This window comes from Microbacterium sp. bgisy189, assembly GCF_057707225.1.
In genome coordinates this window covers 112,374-125,495 of sequence record NZ_JBYIPT010000001.1, presented here as the reverse complement: position 1 = coordinate 125,495, position 13,122 = coordinate 112,374, and the positions used below count along the sequence as shown (strand labels likewise).

Sequence of the window (13,122 nt, the reverse complement as noted above, 5' to 3'; positions counted from 1 at the left end):
CGAACCAGACGACCGCGGTGCCGACGCAGGCACTGCGTGGAAGGAGCGACCGATGCGATTCCGGCCGCTGCGAACGGCATCCATCGCGGATGCGCCACTCGCCGATGTCGACACCCCGCCCTCGCACATGCGTGCCGTCGTGTACGACGCTCCCGGCGGCCCTGACGTGCTGCATGTCGCCGAAGTGCCGGTACCGGCGCCGATGCTCAGCGAACTGCTCGTGCGCGTCGTCGCCGCCGGCACGAACCCGATCGACGCGAAGACCAGGGCCGGTGGCGCCATGAACGCCGCCGCAGCCGGTCCCGTCGTTGCTGGCTTCGACTTCAGCGGCGTCGTCGTCAAGGCGCCGTACGAGGCCCATCCGCTGCAGCCGGGCACCGAGGTGTACGGCATGGCGGCGTTCCCGCGCACGACCGGCAGTTATGCCGAGTACGTCGTCGCACCCTCGCTCTCGGTCGCACGGAAGCCGTCGACACTCTCGCACGTCGAGGCGGCCGGTGTGCCGCTCGCGGCGCTGACCGCGTGGGGGCTCGTCGTCGAGACGGCGCACGCGCACGAGGGCCAGCGTGTGCTCATTCACGCCGGATCGGGCGGTGTCGGTCATTTCGCCGTGCAGCTGGCGGCCTATTTCGGTGCGCACGTGACGGCGACCGGCTCGGCGCACAATCTGGCGTGGCTGCGCGAACTCGGCGCGAGCGTCGCGATCGACTATGCGACCACGCGCTTCGAAGATGTCGTGACCGACGTCGACGTCGTCATCGATCTCGTGGGCAACGTGCACGACGACACCGGCACCCGGTCGCTCTCGGTCGTCCGTCCGGGCGGACTGTACGTCATGGTGCCGACGGGGGCGTGGCCCGACTACGCCGAACACGCCGCGCGTGCCGGCGTGCGCGCCACCTCATACAAGGTGATCCCCGACGGGGGCGTGCTCGCAACCCTCGGCCGCCTGCTCGAATCCGGCGCGATCCAGGTCTTCATCGACAAGGTCTTCGACCTCGACGAGGCGGCCGCCGCGCACACCGAGCTCGAGCGCGGGCACTCCAGAGGGAAAGTGGTGCTCAAGGTCGCAGAGGCCTGAGCGAACGCCGACCGGCGTCGATCACCTCGTCAGCCACAGCCTCGAGCAGCGCGGAACGCAGGTTCCACTGCTGCCAGTACAGCGGCACGTCGATCGGGTCGCCGCCGAGCCGGACGAGCTCGCCCGATTCGAGTCCGCGGTCTGCCTGCAGCGTCGGCAGCATCGCCCACCCGAGACCGAGCTGCACCGCGGCGGCGAAGTCGTGCGAGGCGGGCACGAAGTGCCGTGGCGGGATGGCCCCGGCACCGTGTGCGCGGAGCCATCTGGTCTGCAGGTCATCGCGACGATCGAAGTCGATGACGGGCGCGTCGTCGAGTGAGGTCGAGTCCACGCCGTCCGCGAACCATCGGTCGCGGAACCCACGGGTTGCGACAGCCTCGTAGCGCAGTGCACCGAGTACGCTCACACGACAGCCGGCGACGGGGGTACGGCGTGAGGTCACGGCAGCCATGACGGTTCCCGATTCGAGCAGTCCCGCGGTGAAGTCCTGGTCGTCACGGTGCAGGTCGAAGACGACGGGATGCCGGGCGCTGACGCGCGCGAGGGGTTCGAGCATCCAGGTCGAGAGGGAGTCCGCATTGACCGCGAGCGGGATGCTGATGCGGTCGACGTCACCGAGCTCGGCGACGGCATCGTGCTCGAGCAGCGCCAGCTGGCGGGCGAAGCGGATGACAGCATGCGCCGCATCGGTGGCGCGCACCGGTTTGGCCCGCACCAGCAGCACCCGTCCGATCTGCTCTTCGAGGGCCTTGATGCGCTGGCTCACCGCCGAGGGAGAGATGTGCAGGCGACGGGCCGCGGCATCCATGCTCCCCTCGTCGATGACGACGGCGAGCGTCTCGGCCAGCTCGGCGGGGATCCTCACCTGAAGCTCTGCTTATGCACCATCAGAATCATGAACTGGACTGTACCTCAGTGTGGCCGTAGTTTCGAGACGTGCTCACCTCCGTCATCGCCGGCTTCGGCCTCGGCCTCTCCCTCATCGTCGCCATCGGCGCGCAGAACATGTTCGTGCTGCGCCAGGGGATGCGCCGCGAGCACGCCCTGCTCGTCGCGACGATCTGCGCGCTCTCCGACGCCGCGCTCATCGTGCTCGGCGTGTCAGGACTCGGCGCGGTGCTGCAGGCGGTGCCGTGGCTCATCGACGCCGTTCGCTGGGCGGGATTCGCCTTCTTGCTCTGCTACGGACTGCTCGCGGCGCGCAGGGCATGGCGTCCCACCGGGCAGAGCCTGCGCGTGGGCACGTCACCGGAACCTGCTGGATCCGGGGGCACCACGGGCCTCGCCACGCGCACGCGGGCCCTGCCGATCGTGCTCACCTGCCTGGCGCTGACGTGGCTCAATCCGCACGTCTACCTCGACACCGTGTTCCTGCTCGGCTCGATCGCCAGCACGCACGGCGACCAGCGCTGGTGGTTCGCCGCGGGGGCTGCCGCGGCGAGCGTTGTGTGGTTCTTCGCGCTCGCGCTCGGTGCCCGGCGCCTCGGCAGATGGCTCGGCACACCGCGCGCCTGGCGCGTGCTCGACGGCAGCATCGCCGTCGTCATGATCGCGATCGCGATCAGCCTCGTCCTCCCCCACTGATTCCGCCCCGCGGAGTGGTCCGACAAGGCACGATGGAGGCATGAGACGCGTCCACGTGATCGTCCGAGGCACGGTGCAGGGCGTCGGCTACCGCTACACGCTGCGCATGGTCGCGGCCGAGGCCGGGGCGTCGGGGTGGACCCGCAACCTGCGCGACGGCACCGTCGAGTGCGAAGTCGAGGGCACGACAATGCAGGTCGACGAGGTGCTGGCGTGGATGGCCGAGGGGCCGCCCGGTTCGCACGTGGAGGGCGCGTCCGTGACCGAGATGGATCCGCTCGGCACCTCAGGGTTCGAGGTGCGTCGGGATCGGTGACATGCGAGAAGCCCCACCCGCGGGAGCGGATGGGGCTTCTCGATCTCGATACACCGCGCTGCGCGCGGCACTCGATCACCGTTGTCAGGCGAGCGCGTTGACGTCCAGCGGGATGCCGGGGCCGAACGTGGTCGACATCGCAGCCTTCTGGATGTAGCGGCCCTTCGAGCTCGACGGCTTCAGACGCACGATCTCTTCGATCGCGGCGTTGAAGTTCTCGCCCAGCTGCTCGGCCGTGAACGACGCCTTGCCGACGACGAAGTGCACGTTGGCGTGCTTGTCGACACGGAACTCGATCTTGCCGCCCTTGATCTCCTCCACGGCCTTGGCCGGGTTGGGGGTCACGGTGCCGGTCTTGGGGTTGGGCATGAGGCCACGGGGACCGAGCACCTTACCCAGACGACCGACCTGGCCCATGAGCTCGGGGGTCGAGACGGCCGCGTCGAACGCGGTCCAGCCACCGGCCACCTTCTCGATGAGCTCGGGGCCACCGACCTCGTCGGCGCCGGCTGCGATGGCGGCTTCGGCGGCAGGGCCGGTCGCGAACACGATGACGCGAGCGGTCTTGCCGGTGCCGTGGGGCAGGATGACCGTGCCACGAACCATCTGGTCCGCCTTGCGCGGGTCGACGGAGAGCTTGAGGGCGACCTCGACGGTGGAGTCGAACTTCTTCGAACCCGTCTCCTTGGCGAGGGCGACGGCCTCATCCGACGTGTAGACCTTGTCGCGGTCGATCTTCGCCGCGGCGGCCTCGTAAACCTTGGACTTTGCCATTATCGTTCTTCCCCTCAGCCTTCGACCGTGATGCCCATGGAACGGGCGGTGCCGGCGATGATCAGCGAGGCGGCCTCGATGTCGTTCGCGTTCAGGTCGGGCATCTTCGTCTCGGCGATCTGACGGACCTGCTCCTTGGTGAGCTTGCCCACCTTGGTCGTCAGCGGGTTCGCCGCCCCCTTGGGGACGCCTGCGGCCTTCTTGATGAGCTCCGCGGCCGGCGGGGTCTTCAGGAGGAACGTGAAGCTGCGGTCCTCGTAGACGGTGATCTCAACGGGGATGACGTTGCCACGCTGCGACTCGGTCGCGGCGTTGTACGCCTTGCAGAACTCCATGATGTTGACGCCATGCTGACCGAGCGCGGGGCCGATCGGCGGCGCCGGGTTGGCTGCACCGGCGTTGATCTGAAGCTTGATCAGGCCGGTCACCTTCTTCTTCGGTGCCATTCTTTTTCCTTTCAACGAATCGGATGCCAGGCATCCGTTCTCCCGCGCGCCCGTGTGGCGGCGGTGTCTGCACCGGAGCGCGCGGCTCCGGAATCCTTTACTGCTTGGTGACCTGGTCGAACGAGAGCTCGACGGGGGTCTCGCGCTCGAAGAGCGAGACAAGGACGGTGAGCTTGCCGCGCTGCGCGTCGATCTCGCTGATCGAACCGGGCAGGCCCGCGAACGAGCCTTCCTTGATCGTGATGGTCTCGCCGACCTCGAAGTCGACCTCGGTGACGACCGAGCGGGCCTGCGTGGCGGCACCCTTGGCGGCACCCGCCTTCGCCGGAGCGACCTCCTTGACCTCGACGAGCGACTTCAGCATGTTGAAGGCCTCTTCGAAGCGCAGCGGGGTCGGGTTGTGGGCGTTGCCGACGAAGCCGGTGACGCCGGGCGTGTGGCGCACGACCGACCAGGTGTCTTCGTTGAGCTCCATGCGCACGAGCACGTAGCCGGGGATCCGGACGCGCGTGACCATCTTGCGCTGACCGTTCTTGATCTCGACGACGTCCTCCATGGGGACCTCGATCTGGTAGATGTCGTCCTCGACCTCGAGCGTCGACTTGCGCTGCTCGATGTTGGCCTTCACCTTGCGCTCGAAGCCGGCGTAGGAGTGGATGACATACCACTTGCCGGGCATCATGCGCAGGTCTGCCCGGAACGCCTCGTACGGGTCTTCGGGCTCTTCGTCGTCGCCGAGCTCGGGGCCGTCGTAGGGCGTGATGTCGTCGGCGTGCGCGGCGGCCTGCTCGGCCTGCTCCTCAGCGAGCGAGTCCTCGAGCACCTCGGCGGCGGCCTCGGCCTCAGCGGTCTGGTCGATCTCGAGTGCGTCGTTCACGATCGCGTCTGCCTCCGGGTCGTCGGTGTCGATGTCGTCGAGGTCGTGGTCGACGCCGTCTTCGTCGTCGCCGTCCTCGTCGACGATGTGGATCGCCGTGTGCTCGGCGGCGTCGGCGGAGCGCTCCTGGCTCTCGAGGACGTTGCCCTCCTGCGCCTCATCGTCCTCGCTGGACTGCTCAGCGGCCGTCGCCCAATCGGCGTCGTCGACATATCTTTCAGACACTTGCGTTCTCTTCCATCGGAGGCTGGATGTCGGTCGTCCCGCATCCGGGCTGTCGGTGATCCCGATCAGCTCGGCACGCCGAAGACGACGTTGACCACCCAGGTGAACAGGAGGTCGAGCCCGTAGACGATCGCCATCATCACGACGACGAAACCGAGCACCACGCCCGTGAACTTCAGCAGCTCCTGACGGGTCGGAGTGACGACCTTGCGGAGCTCGGCGAAGACCTGGCGGATGAACAGGGCGATCCGCTGGAAGAAGTTGAGCTTCTTCTCGCGGGGTGCATCGCTCGCGGCGACGACTTCGCCCTTCGGTTCGTCCTGGACCATCAACCCACCTGTATGACTTTTCGTGTGCCAGCTGTGTGCTGACGCGCAGGGCGGACAGGAATCGAACCTGCAACCTGCGGTTTTGGAGACCGCTGCTCTGCCAATTGAGCTACCGCCCTAGAGGTCTTTCGACCCGGGGTGCCTGCCTTCCCACCGTAGCCGTGACCGGACCGAATCCGACTCCCAGGCATGGCGAAAGCATGCAGACAACTGCGTCGTCCAGTGTACGTCATGGTCGCAGGCCCGCGCGAATCGCGGCGGGCGAGTCAATACGGCTGGACGCCACCGCGATCGGGCTCCTCATCGCGCGAGAACGCGCGACCCGACAACGCATGTGCCTTGATGCGCACGTAGTTGAACTTCAAGGTCGGGATCCATGGCTTCAGGGGCAGCGCGTCGGCCGCCTCGATCTCCGCGCCGGTCTCCAGCCGGTGCGCGGTGCCCCGGACGACGACGCTCCACGCATCGCGCTCGGTGTGGTCGTCCGCCTCGAACAGCACCTCGTCGTTGATGGTCAGCTCGGTGAGTTTGCTGCCCTCAGCGGTGCGGAACACGATCGTCTCGGCATCCACCACGAAGTTCACCGGGAAGATGTCGAGCACGTCGCCTACCCGCGTCACGAGTCGCCCGAGTTCCTGCTGCGCAAGATGGTCCCAGCACGCCTGCTCGGAGAGGTGGGTGACCGGATCGCCGCGTTCTTCCATACCCCCATCTTCTCGATGTCCGCCGCGCGGCGAAAGGGGCGGGACCGAGATCGGTCGCCGCCCCGTTGGCGTGCGGCTCACGCTCCCGTACGGATGAGCTTCTTGTTCACGAACTCGTCTGCACCCAGCAGGCCCAGCTCGCGGCCGGTGCCGCTGCGCTTGACGCCGCCGAACGGCAGTCCCGCCTCATCGGCGAGAACCAGGTTGATGTAGACCATGCCCGCCTCGATACGGTCGGCGACGCGCTCGGCCTGCGCGGCATCGGTCGTGAAGACGTACGAGCCGAGGCCGAACGGCGTGCCGTTGGCGATGCGCACGGCATCGTCTTCATCGCTCGCGCGGTAGACGACGCCCACCGGACCGAACAGTTCCTGTCGGTACAGGTCCATCTCTTCGGTGACACCGGTGAGCACGGTTCCCGGGTAGAACGCGCCGTCGCGCGTTCCGCCGACGACGACTTCAGCGCCCTGCGCGACGGCGTGCTGCACCTGCTCATCGAGCCGCTCGGCGGCCGCGAGCGACGACAGCGGCCCGAGCACGGTGTCTTCGGCGAACGGGTCGCCGACGACAGCGGCGCTCATCCCCGCGGCGAACTTCTCGACGAACGCGTCGTAGTACTCGTCGACGACGATGAAGCGTTTCGCGGCGTTGCAGGACTGCCCGACGTTGTCCAACCGCGCCGCCACCGCCTGCTCGACGACGGCGTCGAGGTCGTCGGTCGACAGGAGGATGAACGGGTCGGAGCCGCCGAGCTCGAGCGCGACCTTCTTGAGGTTGCGACCCGCGACCTCGGCGACGGCCGCACCGGCCCGCTCGGAACCGGTGACCGAGACACCCTGCACGCGCGGGTCGGCGATGACGTCGGCGGCCTGTTCATTGGTGAGATAGACGTTGACGTACACACCCTCGGGGAAGCCGGCATCCCGGTACATCGTCTCGATCGCCGCCGCCGACTCGGGGCACTGCGGTGCGTGCTTGAGCAGGATGGTGTTGCCGAGCAGCACGTTCGGCGCCGCAAAGCGGGCGACCTGGTAGTACGGGAAGTTCCACGGCATGACGCCCAACAGCACGCCCAGCGGCGCCTTGCGCACGACAGCGGTGCCGTCGCCCTCGATCGTCAACGGCGTGTCGGCGAGGATCGCGTCGACGTGGTCGGCGTAGTACTCGGTGATGTCGGCGGCGAAGTCGACCTCACCCTCCGCCGCTGCGAGCGGCTTGCCCATCTCGCGCACGATGATCGCCGCCAGCTCGTCGCGGCGCTCACGGTGCAGCTGTGCGACCTTGCGCAGCCCCTCGGCGCGCTCCGCACCGGTGGACGTGCGCGCCCAACCGCGGTACGCGGCATCGGCCGCGGCGATCGCCTGCTCGACGTCAGCGTCTGTGGCGGTCGGGTACGTGGCGAGGGTCTCGCCCGTTGCGGGGTTGACGATCGAGTAGTCGGTCATGGTTGCTTCCCTCTCGTGGTGGTGTGCGACCGGCCCGCTCACGCGGGGATCAGGGTGTACTTCGTGGACAGGAATTCGTGGATGCCTTCGAGGCCGCCCTCGCGACCCACACCCGATTGCTTCACGCCGCCGAACGGGGCGGCCGCGTTGGAGACGACGCCCGTATTGAGCCCCATCATGCCGGTGTCGATGCGATCGATCATGCGGTGACCGCGCGCCAGATCCGACGTGAACACGTACGAGACGAGCCCGTACTCGGTGTCGTTCGCCATGCGCACGGCCTCATCCTCGTCGGTGAACGTCGCGATCGCGAGCACCGGGCCGAAGATCTCCTCACTGAGGATCTCGCTCCCGGCGGCGATGCCCGACAACACGGTCGGTTCGAAGAATGTGCCGGGGCCGTCCACGGCCGCTCCCCCGACGTGCAGGGTCGCGCCGCGCGCAACGGCGTCAGCGACGAGGGATGCCGCCTTCTCGACCGCCCGGTCATCGATGAGCGGCCCGATCTGCACACCGTCGTCGGTGCCCCGCCCGATGCGCATGGCGCGGACGCGGTCAGCGAGACGGGCCGCGAACTCCTCGGCGACGTCTTCGTGCACGATGAAGCGGTTCGCCGCGGTGCATGCCTGCCCGATGTTGCGGAACTTCGCCAGCAACGCCCCGTCGACCGCCTTGTCGAGGTCGGCGTCGTCGAAGACGACGAAGGGTGCGTTGCCGCCGAGCTCCATCGACACCCGCAGCACGCCCTCAGCGGCCTGCGCGATGAGCTTGCGGCCGACCGGAGTCGACCCGGTGAACGACAGCTTGCGCAGGCGCGGGTCGGCGATGATCGGCGCCGACACATCGGCCGAACGGGTCGTCGTGACGACGTTGACGACGCCGGCCGGCACACCCGCCTCTTCGAGGATCGAGACGAACAGGAGCGTGGTCAGCGGGGTCAGTTCGGCCGGCTTCACGACAACCGTGCAGCCGGCGGCGAGCGCCGGAGCGATCTTGCGGGTCGCCATCGCGAGCGGAAAGTTCCACGGGGTGATGAAGAAGCAGGGACCGACGGGCCGCTGCGAGACGACCATGTGCCCGGTGCCCTCGGGATTGAGTCCGAAGCGCCCGCTGATGCGCACCGCCTCTTCACCGAACCAGCGCAGGAACTCGCCACCGTAGGCGGCCTCGCCACGCGCTTCGGCCAGCGGCTTTCCCATCTCGAGCGTGATCAGCATCGCGATCTCATCGGCCCGCTCCTGCACGAGATCGAACGCCCGACGCAGGATCTCGCCACGCGTCCGCGGAGCGGTGGCGGCCCACGCCGCCTGTGCGGCAACGGCGGCATCGAGGGCGCGGATGCCGTCTTCCGGCGTCGCGTCGGCGACCTGCGCGATCGGCGCGCCTGTGGCCGGGTCGATGACCGCGAAGGTGCGGCCGGCCTCGGCATCCTGCCATCGTCCGTCGATGTAGAGGCCGGTGGGGATGCGCTCCAGCAGCGCCTGCTCCGTCGTGGGGGCGGTGTCGATGGCGACGCTCATGCGTGACGTCCCTTTCTGAGGCTTTCGGGGGCTTCGATCGACAGGGTCTCGCCGCGGAAGAACCCCGGGCGCACGACGGACTGCCAGATCATGATGACGATGCCGACGAGGATGACGGCGACGCCGAGGATGAACACGAGCCCCAGTCCGCCCACGTTCGAGCCGCTGCCGTAGGCGGGGTCGGCGCTGTCGACGAGGGTGATGACGAACAGGACGGCGAGGATCGCGCCGCCGACCAGCGGGAACAGGAACGTGAAGAAGAAGCTGCGCGCCGAGTCGAACCACTGCTTGCGGAAGTACCAGACGCACGCGAATGCGGTCAGGCCGTAGTAGAAGCAGATCATCATGCCCAAGGCGGTGATCGTGTCCCACAGCACGTTCTCACTGATGAGACGCATGACGGCGTAGAACACCGACGCGACGACGGCCGAGACGACGGTCGCGAACCCGGGAGTGAAGAAGCGCGGGCTGACCTTGGCGAACACCGGCGGCAGGGCGCCGTAGTACCCCATCGCGAGCAGCGTGCGGGCAGGGCCGACCGCGGTGGACTGCAGCGACGACGCCGACGAGGTGAGCACCGCGAGCGACACGAGGAACGCGAGCGGCCCCAGCACCGGCCCCGACAGGTAGAAGAACACGTTCGCCTGGATGTCTTCGTTGCCGAGGCCCAACTCCCCTGTGCCGACCCCGGCGAACGAGAGCAGCGAGAGGGAGATCAGCAGGTAGAGCGCGACGACGATGAGGACCGTGACGGTCGCGGCTCGCCCGGGCGTGCGCTCGGGGTCCTTCGTCTCTTCGTTCATCGTGAGGACGACGTCCCAGCCCCAGAAGATGAAGATCGACAGCGACAGGCCCGCGACGACCGCGGTGAGCGAACCGACCGCGAACGGGTCGAACCAGCTCAGCTCGATCGGGCTCGCGTCGAACGCGGTGCCGTTCGCGACGTGCACGAGGGCGACGACCGAGAAGATGACGAGTACGAGCACCTGGAACCCGACCAGGAAGTACTGCAGACGCTGCGTCGTCTGCAGGTCGCGGTACGAGACGATCGTCGCGCCCAGCATGAACAGCAGACACACGCCGACGTTGATGAACGGGTTGAACGCGAGGTCGGCGATCCACCCGGGGCTGCCCGCGAGCTGGTCGATGAGCAGGAAGAGGAATTCGACCGCGATGCCCGCAAGGTTCGAGAGCACCAGGACGGTCGCCGCGACCAGCCCCCAGCCGGCCATCCAGCCGATCCACGGCCCGAACGCTCGGGTCGCCCACGTGAAGGACGTACCGGCATCCGGGATGGCGCGGTTGAGCTCGCGGTAGCCGAACGCGACCAGGAGCATCGGGATGAAGCCGACGAGGATGATCGCCGGCACCTGGAACCCGACCTCGGAGACGGTGGGCCCCAAGGATGCGGTGAGGGTGTAGGCCGGCGCGATCGTCGAGATGCCGATCACGACGGCGCCGATCATGCCGACCGTGCCGGGCGAGAGTCCCTTGTTGGAGGTCGTTTCGGTGCCTGGTGCCGGCGTTGGCGCGCTCATGCGGGGGCTCCTTCGCCGGTGCGAGTGCGAGGCACGACGATGACCGGGACCGGCACCTCGTGCAGCATCTTGGCCGCGGTCGACCCGAGGAACAGCCGCTTGGGCTGTGCAAGGCGGCTCGAGCCGACGAGCAGGAACTCACCCGGATGCCAGTCGAGGTGCGAGACGGCATCTTCGATGCTGTCGCCCTCGGCGACGGTGACGTCGACCTCGAGCCCGTCGGGCAGCGTCGTCTTGGCCGCAGTGAGCACATCGCGAGCGGCCGTCGAGCCTGCGATGCGGATCGCACCGGTGTCGGCGCTGGGCGGCAGGTCGACCGCGAGTAGGGACAGCAGGCGCACCGACGCGCCCGTCGCGGCAGCCAGCGCCGACGCGTCGCTCATGAGGGCGTCGGCGCCGGGGCGGGTGCCCACGGCGACCGTGAGTCGCGGGATGCCGACCTCGGCGGCGACCTTGCGAGCGCCGCGCGGCACCAGCACGACCGGCACATCCGAAGAGTGGACGAGCTCGCTCGTGGTCGCACCGAGCCGGTGGCGTCCGCGGGACGCGCCGTCGGCGGCACCGACGACGATGTGGGTCGCGTGGAGCTCGTCGGCGAGCTCGTTGAGGCCCTCGGCGAAGGACTCGCTCGCACGGACGTGCGCATGCGCGGTCACCTCGGCGGGGATGCGGTCGATCGCGCCGGCGATCCACTCCTTCGCCTGCGTCTGCAGCATCCGCCCGTAGGACGCGTCGGGCGGCGTGATGACGCTGCGCGGCGAGGGGAGGATGATCGCGACATCGAGGATCGCGCCGGTCGCCGCGGCCAGGCGGGCGCCGACGGCGACCGCGTCGCGACCGGTCTTGGTCGCCGTGTAGCCGACGACGACGCGTCCGGTCATGCCTGACGCTCCTCGACGATGCGGCTCGCGACCAGGCGCCCCATGCGGATGGCACCATCGACGTGCTGGTACCCGGCGCCGGCCATGTCGCTGCACGCGAAGTGGATCGGTCCGACCGGCGTGCGCAGGTCGGCGCCGTAGCGGTGCAGCCCGCCGAGGTCGAAGCTCGCGGCGTACGCGCCGCGCGTCCACTCCTCGGCGCCCCAGTCGCTCTCGAAGTAGACGAGCGGGGTCTTCGCCTCGGGCCCGTAATAGTGCGAGAGCGATTCGAGGATGCGTTCCTTGCGCTCCTCGGCCGAGACGCGGAACAGATCGTCGGCGTTGCGGTCGGAGACGAAGCCGACGAGGGTGCCGCGTTCGTCACCGTGGTTCGTGTTGTCGTACGCCTCGTGCGAGATCTCATACGGGCTGAACGCGGTGCCCGACAGGCCCTGCTCGCGCCAGAACGGACGGTCGTAGACCGCGTGCACCTTGATGACGAAGCCCATCGAGATGTGCTGGTGCATCTGCTGCTTCAGGCGCGGCAGCGGCGGGGTGAACTCGATCCACGGGTAGAGGATCGGCGCGTGGGCGAGGATCGCGTGCCGCGCCCGCACGACCAGCCCGCCGTCGGTGAGCACCATGACGCCGTGCTCGCCCCACTCGATCGTGTGGACGGGGTGGCCGAGCCGCACGTCCTCACCGAGGCGCTCGGCAAGCAGCAGCGGGACCTGCTGCAGGCCACCGACGACGCGCTCGTCGAGGATGAAGTCGGCGTCGACGAGGTTGCTGAAGCTGCCGGCGCTGGCCGCCATGAGCAGCGCCTGCAGCGTCGAGAATGCGTAGGCGGGCTTGGTGAGCATCGCGCCGGCGATGAACAGCGCGATGTTGTCGCGCGCCTCCTGATCGTCGGTCTGCTCCTCCAGCCACGCCTCGAACGAGATGCGGTCGAGGGCCTCGGCGTCGGGGTGCTCCCACGGCTGGTCGGGGTCGACCTGCGCCACGAGCGCGTCGAGCACCTCGATGAGCCGCACGATCTCGCGCTCGGTCTCGGGAGCGACCGGGAAGATCTCACCGGTGAACCGGGTCAGTTCGCCGTCGCGGCCGATGTAGACCGACTCGCCCTCGCGGTAGCGGCTGTAGGTCTCCAGTCCCAGTTCGGCGAGCGTCTCCTTGAGCGCATCCTGGTCGGGAGAGACCCACTGGCCGCCGACCTCGAGCATGGCGCCGTCGACGACGTCGGTCCACAGGCGCCCACCGACACGGTCGCGCGCTTCGAGCACGACGACCGACAGCCCCGCCTTCTTCAGTTCGTTGGCTGCGGTCAGGCCGGCAGCACCGGCGCCGATGACGACGACATCGCGCGCGATGGTGTTCATGGGATTCTCCTTGATGGCCCTCGGTCGTTGAGCAAGCGAAGCGA

14 protein-coding genes and 1 tRNA gene are annotated in these 13,122 nt (G+C 68.5%); 3 read left to right on the top strand and 12 right to left on the bottom strand.

The features are described from left to right. The first annotated feature begins 52 nt into the window (after positions 1-52). Positions 53-1,081 carry an NADP-dependent oxidoreductase gene (locus AC3ENX_RS00660; protein WP_434809916.1) on the top strand — a complete coding sequence of 343 codons (1,029 nt, stop codon included), beginning with the start codon at positions 53-55 and terminating at the stop codon, positions 1,079-1,081. Here AC3ENX_RS00660 and AC3ENX_RS00655 read toward each other — a convergent pair. Further along, the gene (locus tag AC3ENX_RS00655) at positions 1,062-1,946 is read right to left on the bottom strand and encodes a LysR family transcriptional regulator ArgP (RefSeq protein WP_434809915.1); all 885 of its coding nucleotides are present in this window, start codon (positions 1,944-1,946) and stop codon (positions 1,062-1,064) included. The two genes, AC3ENX_RS00660 and AC3ENX_RS00655, sit on opposite strands and share 20 nt — an antisense overlap. A gap of 71 nt (positions 1,947-2,017) precedes the next feature. Here AC3ENX_RS00655 and AC3ENX_RS00650 point away from each other — a divergent pair, with 71 nt between their 5' ends. Together AC3ENX_RS00650 and AC3ENX_RS00645 are read left to right on the top strand one after the other, a co-directional pair. Beyond that, positions 2,018-2,665 carry a LysE/ArgO family amino acid transporter gene (locus AC3ENX_RS00650; RefSeq protein WP_434809914.1) on the top strand — a complete coding sequence of 216 codons (648 nt, stop codon included), beginning with the start codon at positions 2,018-2,020 and terminating at the stop codon, positions 2,663-2,665. Between the two features lie 40 nt (positions 2,666-2,705). Further along, the gene (locus tag AC3ENX_RS00645) at positions 2,706-2,981 is read left to right on the top strand and encodes an acylphosphatase (protein ID WP_434809913.1); all 276 of its coding nucleotides are present in this window, start codon (positions 2,706-2,708) and stop codon (positions 2,979-2,981) included. 84 nt (positions 2,982-3,065) lie between these two features. On the opposite strand, the gene rplA is transcribed toward AC3ENX_RS00645, so the two are convergent. The 11 genes from rplA to AC3ENX_RS00590 all read right to left on the bottom strand — a co-directional run bounded on the left by rplA (position 3,066) and on the right by AC3ENX_RS00590 (position 13,078). Continuing rightward, a complete protein-coding gene (gene rplA / locus AC3ENX_RS00640) occupies positions 3,066-3,755 on the bottom strand; it encodes a 50S ribosomal protein L1 (RefSeq protein ID WP_434809912.1) in 690 nt (229 codons plus the stop codon). A 14-nt stretch (positions 3,756-3,769) separates the two neighbouring features. Beyond that, on the bottom strand, positions 3,770-4,201 hold the full coding sequence (rplK, locus tag AC3ENX_RS00635) for a 50S ribosomal protein L11 (protein WP_434809911.1): 432 nt from the start codon (positions 4,199-4,201) through the stop codon (positions 3,770-3,772). 97 nt (positions 4,202-4,298) lie between these two features. Next, the gene (gene nusG / locus AC3ENX_RS00630) at positions 4,299-5,303 is read right to left on the bottom strand and encodes a transcription termination/antitermination protein NusG (RefSeq protein WP_434809910.1); all 1,005 of its coding nucleotides are present in this window, start codon (positions 5,301-5,303) and stop codon (positions 4,299-4,301) included. Positions 5,304-5,368: 65 nt separating this feature from the next. Beyond that, the gene (secE, locus tag AC3ENX_RS00625; protein WP_434809909.1) at positions 5,369-5,632 is read right to left on the bottom strand and encodes a preprotein translocase subunit SecE; all 264 of its coding nucleotides are present in this window, start codon (positions 5,630-5,632) and stop codon (positions 5,369-5,371) included. 46 nt (positions 5,633-5,678) lie between these two features. Then, positions 5,679-5,751 (bottom strand) — tRNA-Trp (locus AC3ENX_RS00620). Positions 5,752-5,898: 147 nt separating this feature from the next. After that, positions 5,899-6,336 (bottom strand): pyridoxamine 5'-phosphate oxidase family protein, encoded by a 438-nt coding sequence (locus tag AC3ENX_RS00615; RefSeq protein ID WP_434809908.1) that lies wholly within the window; start codon positions 6,334-6,336, stop codon positions 5,899-5,901. 77 nt (positions 6,337-6,413) lie between these two features. Continuing rightward, positions 6,414-7,781, bottom strand: a complete 1,368-nt coding sequence (locus AC3ENX_RS00610; RefSeq protein ID WP_434809907.1) for an NAD-dependent succinate-semialdehyde dehydrogenase — start codon at positions 7,779-7,781, stop codon at positions 6,414-6,416. A 38-nt stretch (positions 7,782-7,819) separates the two neighbouring features. Then, positions 7,820-9,301: an NAD-dependent succinate-semialdehyde dehydrogenase gene (locus AC3ENX_RS00605; protein WP_434809906.1), complete on the bottom strand. Its 1,482-nt coding sequence runs from the start codon at positions 9,299-9,301 to the stop codon at positions 7,820-7,822. Beyond that, positions 9,298-10,839, bottom strand: a complete 1,542-nt coding sequence (locus AC3ENX_RS00600; protein ID WP_434809905.1) for an APC family permease — start codon at positions 10,837-10,839, stop codon at positions 9,298-9,300. Before AC3ENX_RS00600 ends, AC3ENX_RS00605 begins: the two co-directional genes overlap by 4 nt. Then, positions 10,836-11,720 carry a universal stress protein gene (locus AC3ENX_RS00595; RefSeq protein ID WP_434809903.1) on the bottom strand — a complete coding sequence of 295 codons (885 nt, stop codon included), beginning with the start codon at positions 11,718-11,720 and terminating at the stop codon, positions 10,836-10,838. Before AC3ENX_RS00595 ends, AC3ENX_RS00600 begins: the two co-directional genes overlap by 4 nt. Beyond that, positions 11,717-13,078, bottom strand: coding sequence for a flavin monoamine oxidase family protein (locus tag AC3ENX_RS00590; protein ID WP_434809901.1), 1,362 nt, complete (start codon positions 13,076-13,078; stop codon positions 11,717-11,719). The genes AC3ENX_RS00595 and AC3ENX_RS00590 overlap by 4 nt, the downstream gene beginning before the upstream one ends. Positions 13,079-13,122: the final 44 nt, after the last annotated feature.

Excerpts from the sequence above, each read along its gene's own strand:
- AC3ENX_RS00615 (WP_434809908.1), bottom strand. The coding sequence starts at position 6,336 with ATGGAAGAACGCGGCGATCCGGTCACCCACCTCTCCGAGCAGGCGTGC.
- AC3ENX_RS00595 (WP_434809903.1), bottom strand. The coding sequence starts at position 11,720 with ATGACCGGACGCGTCGTCGTCGGCTACACGGCGACCAAGACCGGTCGC.
- AC3ENX_RS00600 (WP_434809905.1), bottom strand. The coding sequence starts at position 10,839 with ATGAGCGCGCCAACGCCGGCACCAGGCACCGAAACGACCTCCAACAAG.
- AC3ENX_RS00605 (WP_434809906.1), bottom strand. The coding sequence starts at position 9,301 with ATGAGCGTCGCCATCGACACCGCCCCCACGACGGAGCAGGCGCTGCTG.
- AC3ENX_RS00590 (WP_434809901.1), bottom strand. The coding sequence starts at position 13,078 with ATGAACACCATCGCGCGCGATGTCGTCGTCATCGGCGCCGGTGCTGCC.
- rplK (WP_434809911.1), bottom strand. The coding sequence starts at position 4,201 with ATGGCACCGAAGAAGAAGGTGACCGGCCTGATCAAGCTTCAGATCAAC.
- AC3ENX_RS00660 (WP_434809916.1), top strand. The coding sequence starts at position 53 with ATGCGATTCCGGCCGCTGCGAACGGCATCCATCGCGGATGCGCCACTC.
- AC3ENX_RS00645 (WP_434809913.1), top strand. The coding sequence starts at position 2,706 with ATGAGACGCGTCCACGTGATCGTCCGAGGCACGGTGCAGGGCGTCGGC.
- secE (WP_434809909.1), bottom strand. The coding sequence starts at position 5,632 with ATGGTCCAGGACGAACCGAAGGGCGAAGTCGTCGCCGCGAGCGATGCA.
- AC3ENX_RS00610 (WP_434809907.1), bottom strand. The coding sequence starts at position 7,781 with ATGACCGACTACTCGATCGTCAACCCCGCAACGGGCGAGACCCTCGCC.
- rplA (WP_434809912.1), bottom strand. The coding sequence starts at position 3,755 with ATGGCAAAGTCCAAGGTTTACGAGGCCGCCGCGGCGAAGATCGACCGC.